This window comes from Pseudarthrobacter cellobiosi, assembly GCF_023913755.1.
GTDB lineage: Bacteria > Actinomycetota > Actinomycetes > Actinomycetales > Micrococcaceae > Arthrobacter > Arthrobacter cellobiosi.
Map to the genome: position 1 here is coordinate 80,315 of NZ_JAMXBJ010000048.1, position 21,205 is coordinate 101,519.

General features: G+C 64.9%; 26 protein-coding genes. All 26 read left to right on the forward strand.

Features of this window, described 5'->3' with window-relative positions:
* Positions 1-2: 2 nt before the first annotated feature.
* The 26 genes from NG696_RS14935 (at position 3) to NG696_RS15055 (ending at position 21,202) form a co-directional block, all read left to right on the forward strand.
* Entirely contained in the window at positions 3-335 is a 333-nt protein-coding gene (locus NG696_RS14935; protein WP_252576036.1) for a VRR-NUC domain-containing protein, read from the forward strand.
* A complete protein-coding gene (locus NG696_RS14940; RefSeq protein ID WP_252576037.1) occupies positions 332-1,108 on the forward strand; it encodes a hypothetical protein in 777 nt (258 codons plus the stop codon). The genes NG696_RS14935 and NG696_RS14940 overlap by 4 nt, the downstream gene beginning before the upstream one ends.
* A 113-nt stretch (positions 1,109-1,221) precedes the next feature.
* A complete protein-coding gene (locus tag NG696_RS21000) occupies positions 1,222-1,518 on the forward strand; it encodes an HNH endonuclease (protein ID WP_252576038.1) in 297 nt (98 codons plus the stop codon).
* 285 nt (positions 1,519-1,803) lie between these two features.
* On the forward strand, positions 1,804-2,133 hold the full coding sequence (locus NG696_RS21125) for an HNH endonuclease (RefSeq protein WP_374211238.1): 330 nt from the start codon (positions 1,804-1,806) through the stop codon (positions 2,131-2,133).
* Complete coding sequence (locus NG696_RS14950) at positions 2,126-2,524, forward strand: hypothetical protein (RefSeq protein ID WP_252576039.1); 399 nt, start codon at positions 2,126-2,128, stop codon at positions 2,522-2,524. The genes NG696_RS21125 and NG696_RS14950 overlap by 8 nt, the downstream gene beginning before the upstream one ends.
* The gene (locus NG696_RS14955) at positions 2,521-3,189 is read left to right on the forward strand and encodes a terminase small subunit (protein WP_252576040.1); all 669 of its coding nucleotides are present in this window, start codon (positions 2,521-2,523) and stop codon (positions 3,187-3,189) included. Before NG696_RS14950 ends, NG696_RS14955 begins: the two co-directional genes overlap by 4 nt.
* Positions 3,131-4,933 carry a terminase large subunit domain-containing protein gene (locus tag NG696_RS14960; RefSeq protein WP_252576041.1) on the forward strand — a complete coding sequence of 601 codons (1,803 nt, stop codon included), beginning with the start codon at positions 3,131-3,133 and terminating at the stop codon, positions 4,931-4,933. The genes NG696_RS14955 and NG696_RS14960 overlap by 59 nt, the downstream gene beginning before the upstream one ends.
* A 17-nt stretch (positions 4,934-4,950) precedes the next feature.
* Entirely contained in the window at positions 4,951-6,261 is a 1,311-nt protein-coding gene (locus tag NG696_RS14965) for a phage portal protein family protein (protein WP_252576042.1), read from the forward strand.
* Between the two features lies 1 nt (position 6,262).
* Positions 6,263-7,525, forward strand: coding sequence for a head maturation protease, ClpP-related (locus tag NG696_RS14970; protein ID WP_252576043.1), 1,263 nt, complete (start codon positions 6,263-6,265; stop codon positions 7,523-7,525).
* Between the two features lie 2 nt (positions 7,526-7,527).
* Complete coding sequence (locus NG696_RS14975; RefSeq protein ID WP_252576044.1) at positions 7,528-7,917, forward strand: capsid cement protein; 390 nt, start codon at positions 7,528-7,530, stop codon at positions 7,915-7,917.
* Positions 7,918-7,926: 9 nt separating this feature from the next.
* Positions 7,927-8,856 carry a phage major capsid protein gene (locus NG696_RS14980; RefSeq protein WP_252576045.1) on the forward strand — a complete coding sequence of 310 codons (930 nt, stop codon included), beginning with the start codon at positions 7,927-7,929 and terminating at the stop codon, positions 8,854-8,856.
* Positions 8,857-8,869: 13 nt separating this feature from the next.
* On the forward strand, positions 8,870-9,124 hold the full coding sequence (locus NG696_RS14985) for a hypothetical protein (RefSeq protein WP_252576046.1): 255 nt from the start codon (positions 8,870-8,872) through the stop codon (positions 9,122-9,124).
* Between the two features lie 15 nt (positions 9,125-9,139).
* Entirely contained in the window at positions 9,140-9,562 is a 423-nt protein-coding gene (locus NG696_RS14990) for a Gp19/Gp15/Gp42 family protein (protein WP_252576047.1), read from the forward strand.
* A gap of 1 nt (position 9,563) precedes the next feature.
* Positions 9,564-9,914, forward strand: coding sequence for a hypothetical protein (locus tag NG696_RS14995; RefSeq protein WP_252576048.1), 351 nt, complete (start codon positions 9,564-9,566; stop codon positions 9,912-9,914).
* Positions 9,914-10,198 (forward strand): hypothetical protein, encoded by a 285-nt coding sequence (locus NG696_RS15000; protein WP_252576049.1) that lies wholly within the window; start codon positions 9,914-9,916, stop codon positions 10,196-10,198. Before NG696_RS14995 ends, NG696_RS15000 begins: the two co-directional genes overlap by 1 nt.
* A complete protein-coding gene (locus NG696_RS15005) occupies positions 10,191-10,640 on the forward strand; it encodes a hypothetical protein (protein WP_252576050.1) in 450 nt (149 codons plus the stop codon). The genes NG696_RS15000 and NG696_RS15005 overlap by 8 nt, the downstream gene beginning before the upstream one ends.
* A gap of 66 nt (positions 10,641-10,706) precedes the next feature.
* Entirely contained in the window at positions 10,707-11,540 is an 834-nt protein-coding gene (locus NG696_RS15010) for a phage tail tube protein (RefSeq protein WP_252576051.1), read from the forward strand.
* Positions 11,541-11,632: 92 nt separating this feature from the next.
* Positions 11,633-12,058 (forward strand): hypothetical protein, encoded by a 426-nt coding sequence (locus NG696_RS15015; RefSeq protein WP_252576052.1) that lies wholly within the window; start codon positions 11,633-11,635, stop codon positions 12,056-12,058.
* 65 nt (positions 12,059-12,123) lie between these two features.
* Positions 12,124-12,441: a hypothetical protein gene (locus NG696_RS15020; protein WP_252576053.1), complete on the forward strand. Its 318-nt coding sequence runs from the start codon at positions 12,124-12,126 to the stop codon at positions 12,439-12,441.
* Positions 12,434-15,025 (forward strand): phage tail protein, encoded by a 2,592-nt coding sequence (locus NG696_RS15025; protein WP_252576054.1) that lies wholly within the window; start codon positions 12,434-12,436, stop codon positions 15,023-15,025. The genes NG696_RS15020 and NG696_RS15025 overlap by 8 nt, the downstream gene beginning before the upstream one ends.
* 2 nt (positions 15,026-15,027) lie before the next feature.
* Positions 15,028-15,996, forward strand: coding sequence for a hypothetical protein (locus tag NG696_RS15030; protein ID WP_252576055.1), 969 nt, complete (start codon positions 15,028-15,030; stop codon positions 15,994-15,996).
* Entirely contained in the window at positions 15,993-17,120 is a 1,128-nt protein-coding gene (locus tag NG696_RS15035; protein WP_252576056.1) for a Gp37-like protein, read from the forward strand. Before NG696_RS15030 ends, NG696_RS15035 begins: the two co-directional genes overlap by 4 nt.
* 3 nt (positions 17,121-17,123) lie before the next feature.
* Entirely contained in the window at positions 17,124-18,095 is a 972-nt protein-coding gene (locus tag NG696_RS15040) for a hypothetical protein (protein ID WP_252576057.1), read from the forward strand.
* Positions 18,096-18,128: 33 nt separating this feature from the next.
* Positions 18,129-18,437, forward strand: a complete 309-nt coding sequence (locus NG696_RS15045) for a hypothetical protein (RefSeq protein WP_252569110.1) — start codon at positions 18,129-18,131, stop codon at positions 18,435-18,437.
* Positions 18,434-19,297 (forward strand): hypothetical protein, encoded by an 864-nt coding sequence (locus tag NG696_RS15050; RefSeq protein ID WP_252576058.1) that lies wholly within the window; start codon positions 18,434-18,436, stop codon positions 19,295-19,297. Before NG696_RS15045 ends, NG696_RS15050 begins: the two co-directional genes overlap by 4 nt.
* Positions 19,298-19,363: 66 nt before the next feature.
* Positions 19,364-21,202, forward strand: coding sequence for a GH25 family lysozyme (locus tag NG696_RS15055; protein WP_252576059.1), 1,839 nt, complete (start codon positions 19,364-19,366; stop codon positions 21,200-21,202).
* The last annotated feature ends 3 nt before the right edge of the window (positions 21,203-21,205 follow it).

The window sequence follows — 21,205 nt, forward strand, 5'->3', positions numbered from 1 at the left end:
CCATGCCTTCTCCCAAAACTGCTTTCATTCCGAAACTCTCAGAAGCCCAGTTCCAGCAGCAGGTCATCGACCTTGCTCAGATCTACGGCTATGACCTGACCTACCACCCATTTGATTCCCGGCGCTCGAGGGCTGGCTGGCCGGATCTTGTCCTGGCTAACTCGGCCCGAAGTCGTGTGCTGATTCGTGAGCTGAAGACCGACGTCGGCAAAGTGTCTCCTGACCAGCTGGAGTGGCTGAAGGTCCTCCAGCTGTCTGGGATCAATGCCGGCGTCTGGCGTCCTATGGATCTGAGGAACGGCCACATCATCAAGGACTTGAGAGGTGACGCATGAGCGAAGCCGTGGGGTTCTGCACAACACCAGAGTGCAACAGACTAACCACCTTGCACCTGTGCACAGTCTGCATCGTCGAACTGGCCGACCTGCTACAAGACATCCCGCCAATCCTTGATCGGATCGACGCTGTGATCTATCGGATGACAGTAACCAGGGCGCCAGGTTCTAGTGGTGGCGGTGGAGGCGTTGCCAGCTCCACGCCAGCCATGAACGTGGACGCCTACATGCTCAAGGCCCACCTGCACTCGCTTCCCTATTCCGCTCATGCCGAGGCCATGGAGAACCCTGAGGCAGGATGGACTCTGTTCATGGCCCGGGACTGGATCAGCACCGGGCGGGACCTCGTGTGGGGCCCGGAGGACAAGCGCGTCTACGGTCGGTGCGGTGAGCCAATCCAGGTGGACACAGACGCAGAGGAAGAACCGCCAGAACAGATGCCATGTCCTGGTCAACTGATAGGCCACCCAGATGACGCGTCCGTGAAGTGCCCCGACTGCGCCGCCGTTCACCTCGTTCACGAGGTGCTCGACCGGCTGCGAACGAAGGCCCGGGGCGAGCCGATGACGCCGCGGGGCGTACGCGAGTACCTGCAGAAGAAGGCTCGGGTAGTGGTCTCGAAGTTTGACTTCGAGAACTGGGTCAAGCTGGGCAAGCTCGCCTACGTCTTGGATCGAGTCAACACTGAAGGCAAAGCGCAACGGATCTACTACCCAGGCGACGTGCTCCACGTATTCGAGAACATGCGCGCGAGGAGACGGACCCAGCTATGAAATGTAGTACAGTAAATCCGACGGGATAGTTGTCTCCACAACAGTTTCCATGAAGGCCTCGCCGGTATTCGGCGGGGCCTTTGTCGTGTCCGGCTTAAGGTGGTGGCAGCAATGTGAACGGTGTGTATATCCCCGCATGGTCAGGCCGCCGTCGTAGTGACGCTTTGCTCCGGGTCAAGTCCGAAGGGCGACGGGCCAAGGCGCCGTGCTGCATCTGCGAGATGGTCATTGACTACTCGCTGGCCTACCCGGATGAGCAGTCGTGCAGCGTCCAGCACGTGAAGCCACGCAGCTCCTACCCTCACCTCACCTGGGAGCCGAGCAACTGGAAGCCCGCGCATCTCTCGTGCAACAAAGCAGAGGGTGCCGGTGACACTCTCGGTCTCGGCGTGACGTCGGAGCAATGGTGACTCCCGCCAGTCGGACCCGAATAAAATCCAGCTCCAGCCAGCGCGGGACACTCCCCGCCTGAAGGGTCCTCCCTCCCCCGGGATTTCCCCCTTAAAATCCCCCAAGTTCGTTGAATTGGCGGGGAAAACGGACCCCCAAAGGAGCTGAGACAAATGACAGCAGTGCAGGCGAATCCCCGTATCAAATGCCCCGAATGTCGCAAGCCGTTTCGCCCCAACACGAAGCGCCAGACTTTCTGCACCGACACGTGTCGATACCGAAATCGGGACAGCCGCCCCCACCGCATGGAGTACGACAGGCAACGGCACCGCGACGGATATGCGGCGGGAGTGCCGGCCTACAATCGGCCACGCAAACCAAGAGCAAGGGCTGAGGCCTACGGCGTTGCCTATGTCCCCATCAACCGGGAACAGATATTCGAGCGCGACTCGTGGACGTGCGGGATTTGCTCGCTCCGCGTCGACCGCACGTTGGAATACCCGGATCCGGACTGCGCAACCATTGACCACGTCGTGCCCTGGGCGGCGTTCGGACCCCACACCCCGGACAACGTCCAGTGCGCTCACCTGGTGTGCAACCTCCGGAAGGGTCAGAAAGTCCCGGACAATGCATGACCGTCCAGCCCTCCGCCTGCTGCATGGTGATGGCGAGTCGATCCGGGGCATAGCCCGGGACCGTGGAGCGTCTAGAAACGCCGTCCGCCGCGCGCTGGTCCCCGGCGCTCGCGATCACTATTACCGGCCGTCTGTAACAGAGGAGGCCGAGCCGGCCGTTCGTGAGGTCCTGGCTGACTACCCGCAGATGGTTGTCGCTGACATTGCCGTCCTGATTGATTGGCGGCATTCGCGCCGGACGCTCTCTGACCTGGTCGCGAAGCTGCGGCCGCAGAGTGTGGCCAGCTGGTCAGCCGTCGAAACCATGCCGATAGGCGCCATCCGCGCCGGCGTCCTTTCCACGTCAACAATCCGCTGCGGCACTATGACACTCGGGGAGCTGAAACTATGAAGCCACGCACCCAGTCAGAACCAGACCCTACCGAGCCTCCTGACCACCTCCCGGAGGCCGTAGCCGACGTCTGGCGCGAGATCGTCGCCAGCAACGACCTCGCCGGCAAGGTTGACCGCTCTGCTCTGGAAACCTTCGCCACGCTCATGGCCCGCCTCCGCGAAGCCCGCAATCGGGTCGAGGACGAGGGCATGGTGGTCACGGATCCTCGCGGCCGCGTCATCCCTCACCCTGCGCTCGCCGTCGAGCGTTCCACCGCGGAGCAGATCCGCGCGTGGGGCGATCGGTTCGCGCCCCTGGTGAAGCCGGTCCGTAAGCGCGGCTACATGGCCGACGCCACGGCCCAGACTCTGTCCGAGGCCAAGCACCTGCAGGGGCTCAAGTTCGCCGGGCCCGTGGCCGCGCTCAAGACCCTCGCCTGGATGATCGACGAGGCACAGCGGGACAGCATGCAGGCCCTGCAGAAAGCCATGACGACGACGGTCCCCACCTACCTGAAGGCCTGCGCAGACCTCCAGATCACCCCGGCGTCGCTGCCAATGGGCGCCGCCGTCGCCGCTGCCCCTGCTGAGCCTTCCGGCGATGAGAAGAAGCCGGAGGGTTCGAATGTCTCCGACCTCCAGGCTCGCGCCGCCGCACGCCGCGCCGGTGAGCGGACCGGCTGATGTAGACCCAGGGGACTACTACCGGTCCATCTGCCACGTCCCAGAGCCGCCTCACACGGGGACGAAAAAGAAGAAGATCTACGGCTCAGCGGAGCCGCGGATCTGCACTCCCCCACTGCGGGCACTCACGCCAGAGACAACGCTCGGCTATGACGTCATCGAGTTTGCCGAGAACGTCCTGCACCTGAAGCTGTACCCCTGGCAGAAGGTCCTCCTGTGCCGGATGCTGGAGCTGCTCCCGGACGGGACGCTGCGCTTCCGCACGGTCGTGGTGCTGATCGCCCGCCAGAACGGCAAGAGCACGCTCTCACAGGTCCTTGCGCTGTGGTTCATGATCGTCTGGGGCTGGCCGCTGGTCATGGGCACCGCCCAGGACCTCGAAACGGCTGAGGAAGTCTGGCAGGGCGCCGTTGACCTCGTCGAAGAGGATGACGAGCTCTCCAAGATCCTCAAACGCGTGGTCAAGGTCAACGGCAAAAAGGCGCTGGAGATCACAGACGGCGCCACCGAGAAGACCAAGGCCCGATACAAGGTCAAGGCCGCTAACCGCCGCGCCGGCCGTGGCTTCACGGGCAATCTGATCATGCTCGATGAGCTTCGCGAGCATCAGAACTGGGAAGCCTGGGGCGCGATCACCAAGACCACCATGGCGCAGGCTGAAGCGCTGATTCTGGCGCTCTCGAATGCTGGTGACCTGACGTCAATCGTCCTGCGGTACCTCCGCAAGATGGCGCACGAGGCAATCGGAGATCCTGACGGGATCTGCGAGGAGATCGGCGCCTCCGGACCCACCGCGCTGGACCTCAACGAACTCTCTGACGACGATGAGGAGCTGGACGAGGACGAGCTGGCCGAGTTCGAACAGGACGAGGACACTCTCGGCCTGTTTGAGTGGTCAACCGCGCCTGGTCTCGACAAACGGGACCGGCAAGGGTGGGCCCAGGCCAATCCGTCGCTGAACTGGAACCCCGGCTTCTCTGAGCGGACCATCGCCGCGGCCTGCAGGACCGATCCTGAGTGGGTATTCCGTACTGAGGTGCTCTGCCAGTGGTCAGAGGGCACTCTGACGGGTCCGTTCCCGCCCGGTTCGTGGGATAAGGGCAAGAACCAGCCTGAGACGCTGCCGGATGGCAGTTTGCGGATGGGCGAAGAGCATCGGATCGTCACCGACGTCAGGGTGGGGCTGGATCAGTCCCATGACCGGTCGATGACTTATGTGGCGTTTGCCGGCTACAGGGCCGACGGCGCCGCTCAGGTGGAGATTGTGGCAGCCCGTCACGGTTCGGACTGGGTCAAGGACTACCTAATGGACGATAAACGCCGGGACCGTATCCGGTCAGTGGCTGGTCAGTCCAAGGGCGCCCCGATTTCCCCGCTGATGGTCACCCTGGCCGAAGACGTCAAGTTCACCATCCCGGTTGTGGAGTGGTCCGGCAGTGACCTCACCGCGGGCTGGGCTGACACTTACGACTCCGTCCGGGATTGCACCGTCCGGCACAACCCGCAGCCGGTCCTGGACGTCGCGGCGGCCACGGCCGTCCTGAAGGTCTTCAGTGCCGGCGCTTCCATCCCTGACCATAGGGCATCTCCTGCGGAGGTGGCGCCCCTCATGGCGTTCACGGCGGCCAAGTGGCTGCTGGGTCGCAAAGAGGTAGTACCCCCACCGCCACCGCCCGCGCCGGAAGCAGTCCGGACCGCCGACGTCGAATCATCCAATGACAACTGGGCCCAGCAGGGCTTCTGACGAGAGGAGCGCGCAGCATGACGGTTCCCGTGTCAGAGAGGGGCTACGCCAGCACGGCCACCGAGTGGTGGACGCAGCTGGACGAGGAAGAAACCCCGGAGCTCCAGTGGCCGCACAACATTGAGGTGTACGACCGCATGCGGCGACAGGATGGCCAGGTCATCTCCGTGCTGCGGGCCATGACGCTGCCGATCCGCCGGACAAAATGGCGGATCGATCCCAACGGCGCACGCCCGGAGGTTGCCCGCCAGGTGGCCGACGACATGGGCTTGCCGCTGGTCGGCGAAGAGAACATGCCGGTCCTGCGGACCCGTGACCGGTTCTCCTGGGCCGAGCACTTGCGTCTGTCGCTGCTGATGCTCCCGTTTGGGCACTCGGTGTTCGAGCAGGTGTACCGGATCGACGAGAGCGGCCTCGCACGGCTCCGGAAGCTCGCCTGGCGCCCGCCCAAGACGATCTCCCGAGTGGATGTAGCGCCCGACGGCGGCCTGGTCGCCATCTACCAGCACGGTCACCCCTCCGGCGGTAACAAGGAAGCCAAGATGGGCGTGGAGCGGCTCGCCGTGTACGTCAATGAGCGTGAGGGCGGCAACTGGCTAGGCCAGTCGCTCCTGCGGCCGGCGTACAAGTACTGGCTGCTCAAGGACCGCCTGTTGCGCGTCCAGGCGCAGACGGTGGACCGCAACGGCATGGGCGTCCCGGTCTATGAGGGTTCGAAGCTTCCGGACATAGTGACCGGCGAGGATCGGACCAAGCGCGAGAAGGACGAGCTGGACAGTGGGCTAATCCTGGCCAAAGGATTTCGGTCCGGCGACAACTCGGGCGCGTCGATCCCGAACAGCGCGAAACTCGCGCTGAAGGGCGTTGAGGGCACGCTCCCGGACGCGGACAAACCCATTCGCTACTACGACGAGCAGATTGCCCGCGGCGTCCTGGCGCACTTCCTGAACCTAGGCACCGAGACAGGGTCTTGGGCTCTGGGATCCACGTTCGCGGACTTCTTCACCCTCTCGCTGCAGACGGTGGCCATGCAGATCGCGGACACCACCACCCAGCACGTCATCGAAGACCTGGTCGACGTCAACTGGGGCCCGAACGAACCAGCCCCGCGGCTGGTGTTTGAGGAAATCGGATCCCGCCACCCGGCGACCGCAGAAGCCATCAAGGCCCTAATCGATTCCGGCGCGATCACCGCAGACCAGAAGCTCGATGACTTCCTGCGGACCACCTACGGGCTCCCCGCAGCGGATCCCACCACCGCGAGGGAACCCCGCACGCCAGTCGCCCAGCCAGCGCCCCAGCCGCAACCGCCAAACCCACGGAGATGAAATGAAGATCAATATGCTCAAGCCCTCCGTGGATCGGGGGCCTTGGTTCCGGATGGAAACCGACGAAGCCGGCACCTCGGCCGAGGTCTACATCTATGACGTGATCGACAGCTTTTGGGGAGTCAACGCCGCGGACTTCGTTCGGGAGCTGCAGGCCCTCGACGTCGACACGATCAACCTGCGGGTCAACTCCCCCGGCGGTTCGGTCTATGACGGCGTGGCAATCATGAACGCCCTCCGCCGCCACCCGGCCAACATCATTGCGACGGTGGACGGATTGGCAGCCTCGGCAGCGTCGTTCATCATCCAAGCGGCAGACGAGGTGGTCATGGGCAAGAACACCGAGCTCATGATCCATGATGCCAGCGCTATCTGCTGGGGCAACGCCAAGGATATGGCCGACACTGCGCAGATCCTGGATCGCATATCCGGCACCATCGCCGGCATCTACGCCGAACGCGCCGGAGGCACAGCCGACGAATGGCGCGACGCAATGCTGGCCGAGACCTGGTACACGGCCGAGGAAGCCGTCACTGCCGGCCTAGCGGACCGCGTGGATACCGACGATGAGGCTGACCCCGACGCCACCAACCGCTTTGACCTCTCGATCTTCGCCCACGCCGGGCGCCGCAACGCCCCGGCACCCGCGGTCAACACCAGCCACGAACGACGCCCGGGCCTCAGCCTGAGCAACGGTTCCCCGCTGGCAGCTGCCGCCCACATGGTCGCAAAGACCATCCCAACACCTCCGGCCGAGCCGAAGGACAACACCACCCCCCTAGAGAAAGGACCCGACGCCATGTCGGAAGCAGTAACCAAGGGGCTCCGTGAGCGGCTCGGCATCCCCGCCGCAGCAAACCTCGACGACACCGGACTCCTGTCCGCGCTCGACGAGGCGCTCGCAGAGCAGGAAGTAACCCCCACCGTCACGGCAGCTGCCGCGCCGGGCACCGTCGTACTGGACGCAGCACAGTACGAGGATCTCGTCGCCTCGGCAGCTGATGGCCGCACCGCGCGCCAGCAGCAGCTCGCGGACAACCGCGCAGCCCTCGTCAATGCCGCCGTCGAGGATGGCCGGATCGCTCCGGCCCGCCGCGAGCACTGGGTCAACGCCCTCGCCGCTGACCCGGGCATGTCCGAGACCCTCGCGGGCCTCGAAAAGGGCCTCGTGCCCCTCGCGGCTGCCGGCTACGTCGGTGGCGTAAACGAGTCCACCGACGAGGACAAGCTCTACTCCAAGTTCTACCCCGGAAAGGAAGGCTGACCATGGGCCAGCACGTTCATCTCTTCAGCCCCGGCGAACCGGTGACCTTCACCGCTTCCGCCGATGTCACAGCAGGCCGTCTGGTCGCTGTGACGGGTAACCGCACCGTCGCCCATGCCGCCGCCAACTCCGCAGCCGTGGCCGGCGCCGCCGCATTCGATGCAGCATCCGGCGAAAAGGTCACCGTCCTCAAGGGCGGTGTCCAGAAGATCCTCGCTTCCGGTGCCATCGCCGCCGGCGCCCTCGTCGTCGCCGCAACCGACGGCAAGGTGTCGGCGCTCGCCGCAGTCACCACCCCGACGGCCGCCGACGTCACGAACACCCGGGCCATCGTCGGCACCGCACTGACCGGCGGCACGGACGTGCTCGTCGAAATCGACTTCACTCGCTAAGGAGCACTCATGTACACATACCCTGCCCCGCCCGCCGTCGTTACCGGCGGCGATACCGTGGAGATTCACCACCTCCTCAAGACGCCGTCGCTGATCGCTCGCCGACTCCGCACGCTCCTCGAGCAGCGCTACATCGCTGACTTCCTCCTCGCCGGCCGGTTCGTCGCCGTCGGCGGGTCCATCCTGTACGAAACGGGCGAAGAGATCTTCACCGCCGACGACCCCGAGGCGATCGCCCCGGGCGCCGGCTACCCGAAGACCCAGGCCACCGCCGGCGAGCTCGCCGCGGCAAAGACCACCAAGTGGGGCCAGGACGTTCCCGTGACGGATGAGTCGATCGCTCGCCTGGGCATCAACCCCGTGGAGCGGGCTTTCACGAAGCTCGTCAACCGCTCCGTGCGCTACGTCGACTCGGCAGCGCTGGGCGTGATCGCTTCCAAGATCACGCAGACCTACAGCGTCACCGGCGGCGGCGCGCCCGGCGCGTGGACCACGGGCGATGCCATCGTCGAAGGCGTCCTGCTGGCCAAGGCCCAGGTCACCGCGCTGGACGAAGGCTACGACCCGGACGTGATCGTGCTCAGCGATCTCCAGTGGGCCAAGGCCATCGGGCGCCTGATCACCGCCGGGCTGCTGCCACGTGAGGCAAGCAACCCGGTGGTGACCGGAGCGTGGCCGCAAGCACTGGGTCTGACCTGGACCAGCACCAACCACAGCCCCACCGCGGACCCGATCCTGGTGGACCGGGGACAGCTCGGTGGCATGGCCGACGAGAACCTGGGCGGCCCCGGCTACGTCAGCTCCGGCGGCGTCGGCGTCGAGACGAAAGCCATCCGCGAGGAAAAGACGGACGGCTACCTGCTCCGCGCTCGCCGTGTGACGGTCCCGGTTGTACTGGAGCCGAACGCCGGCATCAAGATCACGAATACGGGGCTCTGATATGGGGCACATCGTGACGGCCACACTCATCGTGGCCAAGTTCGGGGACACCGAGCGGTACTTCGAAAAGGGGGCTACGCTCCCGGCCGGTGTCACGTCCGAGGAGCGCAAGCGGCTCGTGGCGGCCGGCGTCGTGAAGTACGAAAAGGACGAGCCGGCCCCAGACCCGGAGGCAGCAGCCAAAGCCGCCGCCGAAGCAGCCGCGAAAGCAGCTGCCGACGCGAAGGCCGAAGCTGACGCGAAGGCCAAGGCTGCGGCCGCCAAGTAGGAGAGGAGAGGCGCCATGGCCGATCTGGCACAAATTGAAACAGTGGCGGCGGCGTGGCGTCCTCTCACTTCCGTGGAGGTGCCCCGGGCCACGTATTACCTGGCAGCAGCTTCACGGAAAATCCGCAGGCGCTGGCCCGACGTCGATTCCCGGATCGCAGCGGGAACGCTGACGGAGGAAGACGTGAGTGACGTCGTGGTCCAGATGGTCCTCGGCGCCGTCGACGTCGTTCCTGTCCGCGGGGCCAAGTCCTTCTCCGAAGGCGTAGGCCCCATGTCCAGGTCGGCAACACTTGCCGGCGCGAGCTCCGATCCGCTCGTGCTCGAAGACTGGATGGTGGCGGTGTTCGAGGGCAGCTCGACCGCCCTGCCGCAATCCTCTATGCCGCCGTCCGGCAACTATGAGGGCATCTTCATCTGGCTTGAAGGGAAGTGCTGAAATGTTCCCCCTGGCACATGGTGAGACCGCCACCCGCGAACGGGCCCAGATGATCGCGGACCCGTATTCGAACGAGCTGACCAAGAGGGACTGGACCACCCTCAACATCCTCGAGCTGGAGGGCGTGGCCATCGCCCCATCGTCGAGCACGGAAACCCGCACAGAGGACCGCGCCAGCATCACTACCGGCATGAGCCTCTACGCCGCTCCCGGCGTCGACGTCCTGCCCCACGACCGCATCAGGGCCCGCTCAGGGCTCTGGGACGTCGAGGGCGAAGTCGCCGACTGGAAGAACGCCCTGACCGGCTGGAACCCAGGCGTCGAGTTCCGGGTCAGGAAGGTGGCTGGCTGATGGCAGGCAAGATGAAGTGGAACAACGCCCTATTCACCAAGCTTGGGCACTCACCCAAGGTCACCGCCGTCCTGCAGCGGCATCTGGACAGCATCGCCGCCCGGGCCAAGGCCGACGCGCCGGTGGACACGGGCGACTACCGGGACCGGATCACCACCAGGATCAAGAGCACCGCGACCCGGAACGTCGGCCTCGTCGTGGCCGAAGACCCGGCAAGCATGTTCGTCGAATCCGAAACCGGGAACCTCGCCCGGGCACTGAACGCGGAGAAGACCGGTGGGTAAGGACGTCATCCACACCGACGTCGGACTCTTCCTTACCGGGCACATCCGGGCACGACTCGAAGCCATCGCGGCCGACGGCGCGAACCCTCACTCTGCGCTCGCGGACGGCGTCTATGTCGGGGACCGCTTTCCCGAGACGCGCAGGAATAAGACCGTGGTGGTGCGCGATGACGGCGGCCCAACCACTGGGCTGAACACCAGGGGCACGACAGTGGGCATAACCGTCCTGGCGGGCGATGATCCGACCGACGGCAAGGAAGTAACGAATCTCGCGTTGCTTGTCCAGGCCATTGTGGCCGGCTGCGCCGCGGTTGAGGCCGGCAACCCGGTTGCGGTTGTTCGGAGCACCAGCGGCCCGTACAAGGTACGGGATGATTCCGGCCAGCCCCGCCGCTATTTCACCGCCGACCTTGGCGTTACCGGCGAGGCATTCACCGCATAGCACCACCCCACCCAACCATCCAGCCATTCACGTCTGTGGGTGGTCTTTTCTATTTGGAGGCAAATAATGGCTGCAGACAGCTTTGGAAATGATGTAAGCGCCGTAGGCGTACCGGTCACCGGGCACATCGGCATCGCACCCTTCGGTACCGCGGTGCCGACGCCGGTTGCCGGCGGTTCCCGGTCCCTCGCCCTGGCGGTGACTTACAAGCTTCCCGGCCTCCTGACGGAGGACGGCGGCTTTGAGTGGTCGATGGAGGCGGACGGCGATCCGATCGAGTTCTGGCAGGAAGGGTTTTCTCTCCCGTCGGGCCTGGCCAACGTGGAGCTGAAGGTCAAGTTCGCGCAGACTGACGAGATTGTGCGCTCCATCATCCGCGGCAAGACCGCCGACGTGAACGGATACATCACGATCGACGGCGGCGGCACCAGCGCCAAGTACGTCATCTTCACGGAAGAAATCTTCAAGAACGGGATGATCCGGCGCCGCGTCGCAGCGAACGCCACGGTCGCATCGGTCGCTGAGGACAAGTCCGAGCGCGGCAACGTACTGGGCTACGAGGTCACCTTCAAGATTGACCGCGCCCCCGGGCTGGAGAACAACCACATCGGTGAGTGGCTGATCCCGGCGGTGACGACGGTGACGACCATCCCGTCGATCACTGCTGTTGAAGGTTCCCCGGATCCGGCCGGCGCCGGCGAGCTGGTGTCCATCACTGGTACGGCGTTCGCCACAGCAACCGCGGTCACGTTCGGCGGGACCGCAGCTACGGACTTCGACATCGTGTCTGCCACGCAGATCGACGCTGTCCTGCCTGCCGGTGCGGCTGGCGTCTCCAGCGTCGTCGTCACCAACCCTGTGGGTCCGTCCGCACCGTTCTCCTACACACGCGACGTCTAGTCGCCCTAACACCTGTTGCCCCGCGCCTCTTGATGGGTGAGCGCGGGGCAGCAGCTCCACCCATCACCACCCGTCAGAAGAGAGACAAAGCCATGACCACGGAAGCCCCTGAAGCAGCCGAACCCAGCACGAAAAAGCCGGCCGCCCCTCGCACGCGCAAGCCAGCTCCAGCAAAAAGCGCAGCGCCGAAGCCGGCGCCGGAGCCCGGCCCGAAGCCCCGCAGCATCATCGTGGAGAACACGCTGAAGTGCCAGACCAACGTCGACGGCGAAATCTCGCTGAGCCTGCTGGTTCCGTACAAGAAGATGAAGGTCCTCCTCAAAGTTGAGGACGCCGGCATTCCTGAAGAAGAGATCGTTGATTACATCCTGGAGCAGATCATGGCTCCGGAGGATGCTGAGACGCTCACCGGCCTCCAGGACGGGGCAGACACGCTCCTATTCGCAATGGAGTGGATGCAGGCCGTCGGCGAGAAGCTGGGCGACTCCGTGGGAAAATCCGGTCCTTCCTCGAGCTAGTAGAGGAACACTGGCCGGCAGTCCGTTACGACTTCCGGACGAGGTTCCAGCTCAGCGCCGACGAAATGGGCTTGAGCTACAGCTACGAGGAAGCGGCGGACCTAATTGAGGGTCTGACCCAGGAACTTGATTCGCACCTCACGGCGTCAATCCTTGGTTGGAAGTACGCGGCCAGCAGGCAGGAAATCTATGCGGCCGGCACGTTCGCCCGCGTGGTGAACGCGACCCGCGGCAAGGGTGACAAGCCCATTCAGATTGATCTGCCGTGGGACACCGCGCCCAAGGCCGCGGATGTCACGCCTGAAGAACGACAGGCCCTGACCAAGCAGCTGAGGGCAATGAGCGCCTTCGGGCAATTACGAACGGAGACGCCCGATGGCTGATGAAGTCGGTTCCGGCCAGGTAGCGATCGAGCCAGTATTCACAGGCTTCCGCAGCAAGGTCTCCAACGAGGTTGAAACGTCCGGCCGCGAAGGCGGTCGGACGTTTGGCCAGGCTTTCCGGGGCGCCCTCGTAGGCCTCGGCACCCTGATCGGACTCGATAAGCTCAAGGACAGCTTCCTGGAGGGCGTCCAGGGGGCAGGAAATCTTGAGCAGTCCATTGGTGGCGTCCAAGCCGTATTCAAGGACGCCTCAGCCACGGTGTTCGGCTACGCAGCGAACGCAAAAACGGCCCTCGGCCTGACCAAAAACGAGTATCAGGAACTCGGCACCGTCATTGGGTCCCAGCTGAAAAACGGCGGCATCGCCATGGACCAGCTGGCACCGAAAACGAACGAGCTGATCACCCTGGGTGGCGATCTTTCCGCCCAGTTCGGCGGCTCGACGAAGGATGCCGTTGACTCCCTCTCGAGCGCGCTCAAGGGCGAACGTGACCCCATCGAGAAGTACGGCGTCAGCCTGAACCAGGCGAAGATCGATGCTGAAGCGGCTGCGCTGGGCTTCTCCAAAGTGGGCGGCAGCTTCGATACTCAGGCGCAGCAGGCCGCAACCCTGTCGCTGATCATGAAGCAGACCGCTGACGCCCAGGGCGCAGCAGCCCGCGAGACCACCAGCTTCAACTCCCGCCAGGCAACCTTCAACGCCATCGTCAAAGAAGGCAAGGCAGCAGTAGCTGGCGCTTTCCTGCCGGCGCTCTCATCGCTCTACGGCTTCATGAACGACCGGCTGCCCGCCGCGTTCGCTAAGTCCGAGGAGCGAGCGAAGGTCTTTGCTACCACTCTCACGGCCTTCCTGGCACGGCTCTCCGCATTCCAGGCCGGGATAGCGTCCGGAGCGCTGACGCCGGATCTCGTCAAGGCTCTCGGTCTCGACCCGTCCAACGGACTTGGCAAGTTCCTCGGCGAAGCAATTGGCGGCATCCGTGCCTTCCAGGCAGCCTTCTCCGCGGCCGACGGCGATATCACCTCGTCCGGGTTCGCTGGCTTCATGGAGCGCTTCGGATACGGCACCCGCGTTGCACTGGACGAAGCCAGAGGAGGCTTCCTCGCCTTCAAAGCGGCCTTCGTAGCCGCCGATGGCGATATCACTTCCTCCGGCTTCCCCGGCTTCATGGAAGAAGTCGGCTACCGCGTGCGGCTGGCCTATGACGCCATCAAACAAGCCATCAGCACCGGCGACTTCTCGCAGCTCGGCAATGTGTGGGAGGCCTTCCTAGCCGTAGCCCGGCCAGCTGGCCCGATCCTCGTTGAGGTCGGCAAAGCCGTCGGCGACATGTCCACGGAAATCGGCAAAATGATCGCCGGAGCACTCCCGCTCCTGAAACCGCTCCTCGAGGGCGCAGCGAACGTGATGCAGTTCCTCGCCGACAACACCGGCATCCTGACAGCAGCGATCATTGCGCTCGCGGCCGGCATGGTGATTTGGCGCCTTGCTCAGATCGCCGGGAACATCGCCGCACTGGCGGCCGTCCCCGTGGCAGCAGCTCAGGCGGCGTCGAACTTCGCGCTCGCCGCTGCGATCCGTGGTCAGACTGCCGCGACGGTGGCGGACACTGTGGCTACTGGTGCGGGCACAGGTTCGCGTCTCGCGGCCATCGGGTCCATGGTGGCTACCGGCGCCGCCATGGTGGCCGCTAAGGCTGCCCAGCTCGCAGGGGCCGCCGCCACTGGTATTGCTACGGCGGGACAGTGGGCCTGGAACGCAGCAATGAGCGCCAACCCCATTGCTCTCGTAATCCTGGCGATAGTGGCACTGGTCGCTGGCCTGATCTGGTTCTTCACCCAGACGGAGCTGGGTCGGCAGATATTCCAATCGGTGTTTTCGTTCATCCAGGACACCGTGAACAACGTGATCCGCTGGTTTACCGGAACCTTGGTTCCAACCTTCCAACGGGTCTGGGCCAGCATCCAGGAGGGGCTTGGCCGGGTCGGAAGCTTCTTCTCCGACACCTGGTCAAACGTGGTCAGCGGAATCGGTGGATTTATCGGCAATATCCTCGGATTCTTCCGTGATTTGCCCGGAAATATCATGTCAACCCTTGGAAATCTGGGCTCATTACTGCTGAATGCGGGACAGGCCCTAATCCAGGGATTCATCGACGGAATTTCCGGCATGGTTGGCGCCATAGGTGACGCGGTGGGTGGCGTGCTGGACTTCGCGAAGTCGTTCTTCCCGCACTCGCCAGCCAAGCGCGGTCCATTCAGCGGCAAGGGCTACACCTCGTTTTCGGGGCAGGCGCTCGCCAAGGACTTCGCGGGCGGCATCGATTCGGAGCAGCGCGCGGTGGCAGCAGCAGCACAGCGGCTGATGTCCAGTGCGTCGCTCAGCGTCAATGGCGGTCAGGGGTCCAGTGCGACGGGGGCCGGCAGGGATGCTGGAGCGGCCGCGGCCGCCGGAGCGGGCACCCTGGTGCAGTTCAACGGACCGGTGTACGGCAATCCGGACCACATCGTTGACGCGATGGATGCCAAGAAGCGGCGGGCCTCTACCCGCAGCAACCTCAAATTGATCACAGCTGGAGGGTAACCGTGGCAGGTATCGCCTATGCAGTTCCGGCGCCGTCGGCTCCGGTCCCGGCCGCTTTATGGGTCAAGACCGGTATGACGTGGACCGGGCATGACGGCACCGTTTGGGACCTCACGGACCCGAATGGTGGCGTCTGCCTGCTGCGCGACGGCGTCGAGGGCTTGCATCACCCGAAGTTCACTCAGTGGGTCCGGAAGGGCCCGGCTGTTCCTGGGCAGGTGTTCACGGGCGCGATCGCGGAGGAGCGGAACGTCGTTCTGCCGTTGGCCGTGTTCGAGGACGCCAGTTCCAAGGCGTGGATTGAGCATGACCGGAGGTTCTGGAAGTCGATGCATCCGCGCCGCCAGGGGACCCTCACAGTCAGCCCTGGCGGCACGGGCGCCAAGCGGTCCATCAAGCTCCGTTACATCCCGGAGGATCACGCGTACGACACGGACCCGGCGACGCGTCGCTGGGCCGCCTACGTGGCTCTCCTGGTCGCTGACCAGCCGTTCTGGACGGGCACCACAGTACGGGCCGCGTGGGGAGCTGGTGGGGCTCAGGAGTTCTACGAGACCGTGGGCCCGCAGCTGGTGAACATCATGACCGGCCACACTATGGCCAACGCTGCGGTATCGAACGACGGCGACGAGGACGCCTGGCCGGTGTGGACAGTCATTGGCCCGTCCACCGCAGCCCATGCGGGCGTGGGTGCCGACGTCGTCGAAGTCCCGTTCGTGGTGGCGGCTGGCAAGGCGGTCGTCATCGACACGGACCCCCGGGTGCGTACCGCGCTTGAATGTGACTACACCCCGGCGACGGGGAACACTCCGGCCTTGTTTACGAACCCTGTTGATCGCACCGCGGATCTTACGGGCGCTGTGAACTGGGCAAGGATCCCGGCAGGCCAGACGTCCCCGGTCAACATCAGCATCACCGGAGGCGGGGCAATGCTGGTCGAACTGACGCCCCTGTATTGGAGGGCCTGGTGACAGACGAAGAATCACCGTTCGTCATCACCCTCTACGACAAGGACTTCGTCCGGCAGGGCTGGCTCGGGGATCCCGAATCAGTGGTGGCTGTTCCGGTCCATAACGGTATCGGCGACGCTTCCATCACCGTAGGTTCCGGTAACGCGAAGCTGCCGCTGCTTATGGAGCGCGGCGCCCGGGTCACCATCGAGTACCAGGGCGAGTACCTGATCGGCGGCAAGGTCCGCGCCAAGAAGGGCCAGGGCCCGTCCCTGAACGGGTCGATGACGTTCACCGTTGTAGACGATTTCCGGCTCTTCCATCGCATCAGCGGCTGGCCGGTCCCCACCGCAGCACTCAACGCCCAGACCAGCGAATACCACACCCTCAGCGGCCCAGCGGAGACCGTGGTCAAGGCGGCCGTTACGGCCAACGCGATCAATCGCCTGGGCGAACCTGTCACCGTCGGCCCGGACCTGGGCCGCGGCGACAACATCACCACAGCCTTCCGCTTCCACCCCCTCGCTGACCGGTTGTTTCCCGCCGTCGACACCGCCGGGATCGGCGTCACCGTCCGCCAGCAAGGCTCCGGCCTCATAGTGGACTGCTACACACCGCAACTGCACCCCCGCACCCTCACAGAAGCCGGCGGCGTAGTCACCGAATGGGAGTGGGACCAGGCCGAAGCCGAAGCCACCGACGTCATCGTCGGCGGCCAAGGCGAAGGAACCCTCCGAACCTTCGTCGGCTACACAGACCCGGCGCTCGCCGAAGCGATTGGCGAGCGGATCGAAGTGTTCCGCGACGCCAGGGATTCCGGCGTCGGCGACGTTTACGGGGAGCGCGCGGCCGAGACGTTCGCGGAGACCGCCCAGAAGTCGGGCCTGTCCGTGAAGCTCTCCGAGACATCCGTCTTCCGATACGGCGGCCCGGGCGGTGTGCGCGTGGGTGATCGGGTGAGCCTCGAAGTTGGGGCGGGCCTGACCATCACGGACACGCTGCGTTCGGTGGCGATCTCCTGGACGCGGAGTAACGGCCTCGAGGTGGTGCCGGCTATCGGCGAGATCAGCGACAACACAGACCAGGAACTAGCCCAGGCGATAGCCACCGTCGCGGCGGGCGTCCGAGACCTCCGAAGGAAGTAACCAGTGTCCATTCTCAGCACGTTCTACGACACGAGCGCGGGCACGCCCGCTTCCCTCGTCACTGAGGTCAAGTGGGCGAAGGCCCACCCGCACATCGGCTCGTCCGAGTACGGCGTCGACGGCCCGGGAGATTTCAAGGTCACCGCCCATCCGTCCACGCCGTACGCGGTGAATGTCGCCGGCGGCAAAGCTTGGGGCCACGGTGTGCTGGACGAGTCCCCCGGCGTTGTGACGGTTGTGTGCGACGCTCCTGCCGCGGGGGTGACCCGGTGGGACCTGATCACCGTCCGGCGTGACTGGACTCCCTTGGCGGGCGGCCCGACGTCGGTCACGAAGGTTGCCGGTGGATCGGCGAAGGAGATCCCGGCCGCACGCGAGAACACTCCCGGCACCTTGGATGATCAGCCGCTGTACCTGGTCAAGTGGGTGGGCGGCCAGACCCAGCCTCAAGACTTGGTGGATCTCCGCGTGTGGGCCGGAAACGGCGGCATGTTGGCCAAGGATGACCTGGTCCGAACATACCTGACGCGGATCGGCACTGAGGTGAACATCAACGGAGCGATCTGGCGCCTGGTCATCGGAGCGAGTGACACCGTGGCGTGGGTAAAGGCCTCCGATATCGGCAAAATACCCCTTTTCGGGGTCGGTAATTCGCTGGTAGGCGGGGCGCCTGCGGCAGGGGTCCAGTTCTTGGTGCAGGCCGGAACGCTGGTCGCCAATGCGGACAACAGTGGGTACGCCAGGGTCACCTTCCCCAATCCATTCCCTAACGGGGTGCTCTACGCCAATGCGGAAAACGGGGACAGCTCCATCGATCAGGCGATAGGGAAGACCATTTCAATGGCAATGGCTGGCGCTCCGCACTGGCCCCAGCCGATCTCCACCAGCAGCTTCGTCTACACGGTGCAGGGCGACAACGGGACAAGGCTACCCGGCCAGCTACACCGCGCCAATTGGATAGCGATCGGGTGGTAACCGCCAGACAGCCCACGAGGGAGGACTAGACGTGTGGATGCTGGAGTTATCACCGCCACAACAGGATTTATTGGGGCGGTCGTGGCGCTGCTCGGCGCGCTCGGTGGGGGCATGGCGTTCCTCATCCGGCGGGCTGACAAGAAGCGCGAGACGGGGGAAGCCATGATGGTGGACCACTTCAAGGAGCAGCTGCGGAAATCCGAGCAGAAGAACCGCTGGCTGAATTTGGCGTTGGAGATCAAAACGGCCGACGGTAACGCCTGGCGCGAGCAGCTGCTCCGGCACGACATCGAACCCGAGCCGGATAAGTGGACGGCCATCCCTAAGTTGGAGGACGTATGAGCGAGGAACTGGAGCAGCAAACGGCTGATCTTGAGCAGAAAGTGACAGAGGCCAGGGTGCGGGATCAGCGGCAGAAATGGTGGCTGTTCGGCCTGGCGATGCTGCTGGCCATCTCGGTGGCGATCATTGTGCCGCTGCTAAACATTGCTCTGCATCAGGTGGACGTATCTGGGGCGCAGGTCGTCACGGAGCAGGCCGAGAAGAAGGATCTGGCGAAGGAGGCGCAGAAGGCGCTATGCGGGACCAAGGACACGGAGATATTCGACAAGGATCTCTGCGAGAAGCTGGCCACCGCGGCGCAGGAGCCGATACAACAGCCGGCGGAACCCCCGGTTGTGCTGGGCCCGTCTCGGGCTGAACTGGTGCAGGCCTTCCGCGCCTACTGCGCGGAGGGACCCAACTGCCGTGGCGCTGACGGCGCCGAGCCGACGGCCGATGACATTGCCGCGGCGTTCGTGAAGTTCTGCTCTGACGGCCGCTGCACGGGCCCTGCGGGGAAGGACGGACAAGACGCCAAACCCTTGGCCCCCCAGTACGAGACGGTCCTGGCAGCAGTGACAGATTACTGCTCCGCGGGGGCCTGCGTAGGCGCGACCGGCCCCGCTCCCAGCTCTGAGATGGTCCTGGCCGCAGTGCAGACCGCATGCGCCAACGATGCCTGCCGTGGTCCGGCCGGCCCGGAAGGTCCCGGCGGCCCCAAGGGCGACCCAGGGCGCGGCATCGCTGACACGTTCTGCCAGGACAACGGTCTCTGGCGGATCACGTACACCGACGGCGAAATGGACGACGACGGCGGACACTGCCGCGCCAGCGCTACCCTTGGCGTCCCGCCGTCGAACATTCCCAGCCTGATCCTCTAACAAAGCTCAACCCATCAAGGCCCCGCACACCGGGGCCATTTTTATGCCCAGAAACAGGAGCGCAGCATGGCCACCTATACCCATCCGCTTGACCCCGGCTTCACCATCACCCAGTTTTTTGCCACCTTCCCGGGCGGCTTCAACCCTGCCGGCGGACACACCGGAGAGGACGACGGTGTGGGAGTGGGAACACCGGTGCGATCCCCCGGCGACGGCTGGATCGAGTTCGAGGGCTGGGCGCTGCCCGGCAACCCCTGGCTGCTGCTCCCCGATCAGGCAGGCATCGTCTGCGTAGTCAACTGCGGAGACGAAGAGCCCACTTTCATCAAGGGCCATATGAGCTCTACGATCGTCAGTCAGGGCCAGTGGGTGAAGCGCGGCGACATCCTGGGCTACAGCGGCGATACCCGCTCGCCCTCGGGGCTCAAGTTCGCCGCGCACCTGCACTGGGAGTGCATGCCGCCCCGATGGAATGTCAACAACGGCACCTACGGCCGCGTCGACCCCTACCGCTACGTCAAGGGCCACTACTCCGCCACGCCCGACGCCACCCAGCTCGAACCCACCCAGCCCAACCACCGCAAGAACGGCCCACAGGTCAGCTTCCAGCGCTCGCGGCCGGAGCTCGGCGGCCCGGAGACGATTGTGCGGGAGATCCTGCCGAACAACCTCGAGGTGTTCACCGGCTGGACCGAAGGCCAAGAGGTCACCCAGGCGGGAATCACTGACAACAGGTGGTACGTCGATGACATCGGCTACTCCTGGTTCGGCAACTTCCTCGTCCGTTCCACTGACGGGCTCACTGATCTAACCCCGCGCCAGCAGCTACCGGCGAACGCCCGGCTCGCCGGTCCACTCGGCGCAAACATCCGCAGGGAAGCAGCTGCCGGCGCAGACATTGTCGACGCGGTCAGCGGAGGCCTGGCGCGCGTCGTCCTCGCCTATGTGCACGGCGAGCCTGTCACCGGCACGGATGGCGTGGCCAATGACATCTGGTTCGTCCTCGACAAGGGCTTCGCGTGGTCCGGCGGTTTCGAGTCGCAGAGCGTCGTCGGCCTCGCTGACCTGACGATCGTCCCGCCCATGCCGGCACCGCCTGTCGAGGTCCCGGAGGTTCCGGCATTCGCGTTCCTCAACGGCATCGACGTCGCCCAGTACCAGGAGGCCGCGGCGCTGAACACTCTGGCGGTGGACTTCTACATCATCAAAGCCACCGAGGGCGGCGGACGATGGGAGGACAAGGCCTTGGCGTCCAACGTGGCCGAGGCTCGTCTGACGGGTCGCCCTGTGGGTTTCTACCACTACGCCCGGCCGCTGGCTGATATCGGCAACACGGCTCGCGCTGAGGCTGAGTCCTTCCTCGCCGCGATCCGGCCTCACCTGGTGGCGGGCGACCGTGTGTTCCTGGACTGGGAGGCCGAGAACCAGCACCGCACGGACTGGGCGCTGGAGTGGCTGGACATCGTCGCAGAAGCGACGCAGTCCACGCTGGCCATCTACCTCAACGCCGGCGCAATCAACGCGGGCGACTGGACCGCGGTGGAAGCCAAGTACCCGCTCTGGTATGCGGGCGGGAAGCACTACGACGAGCAGACCGGCTTCACCCCGCACACCGTCGAGCTCGCCCAGGTTGGATGGGCTGCCGGCGTCATCATGTGGCAGTACACCGCCAAGGGCCGCCTGAACGGCTACGACGGCGACCTGGACCTGAACGTCTGGTACGGCACGGTCCAGGACTGGCTCGACGGCGGCGCGAAAGCCCCGCTGCAGGAGCCGGCGCCGAACCCGCCAGTCGTCACTCCGCCGCCACCGGCCACGGACGACGAAGCGGACCTGCTAGGCCGCTTCACCGAGTTCCTCGGCAAGAAGTGGGTAACCGAGTTCCTCAACCGAGAAAACAACTAGAGA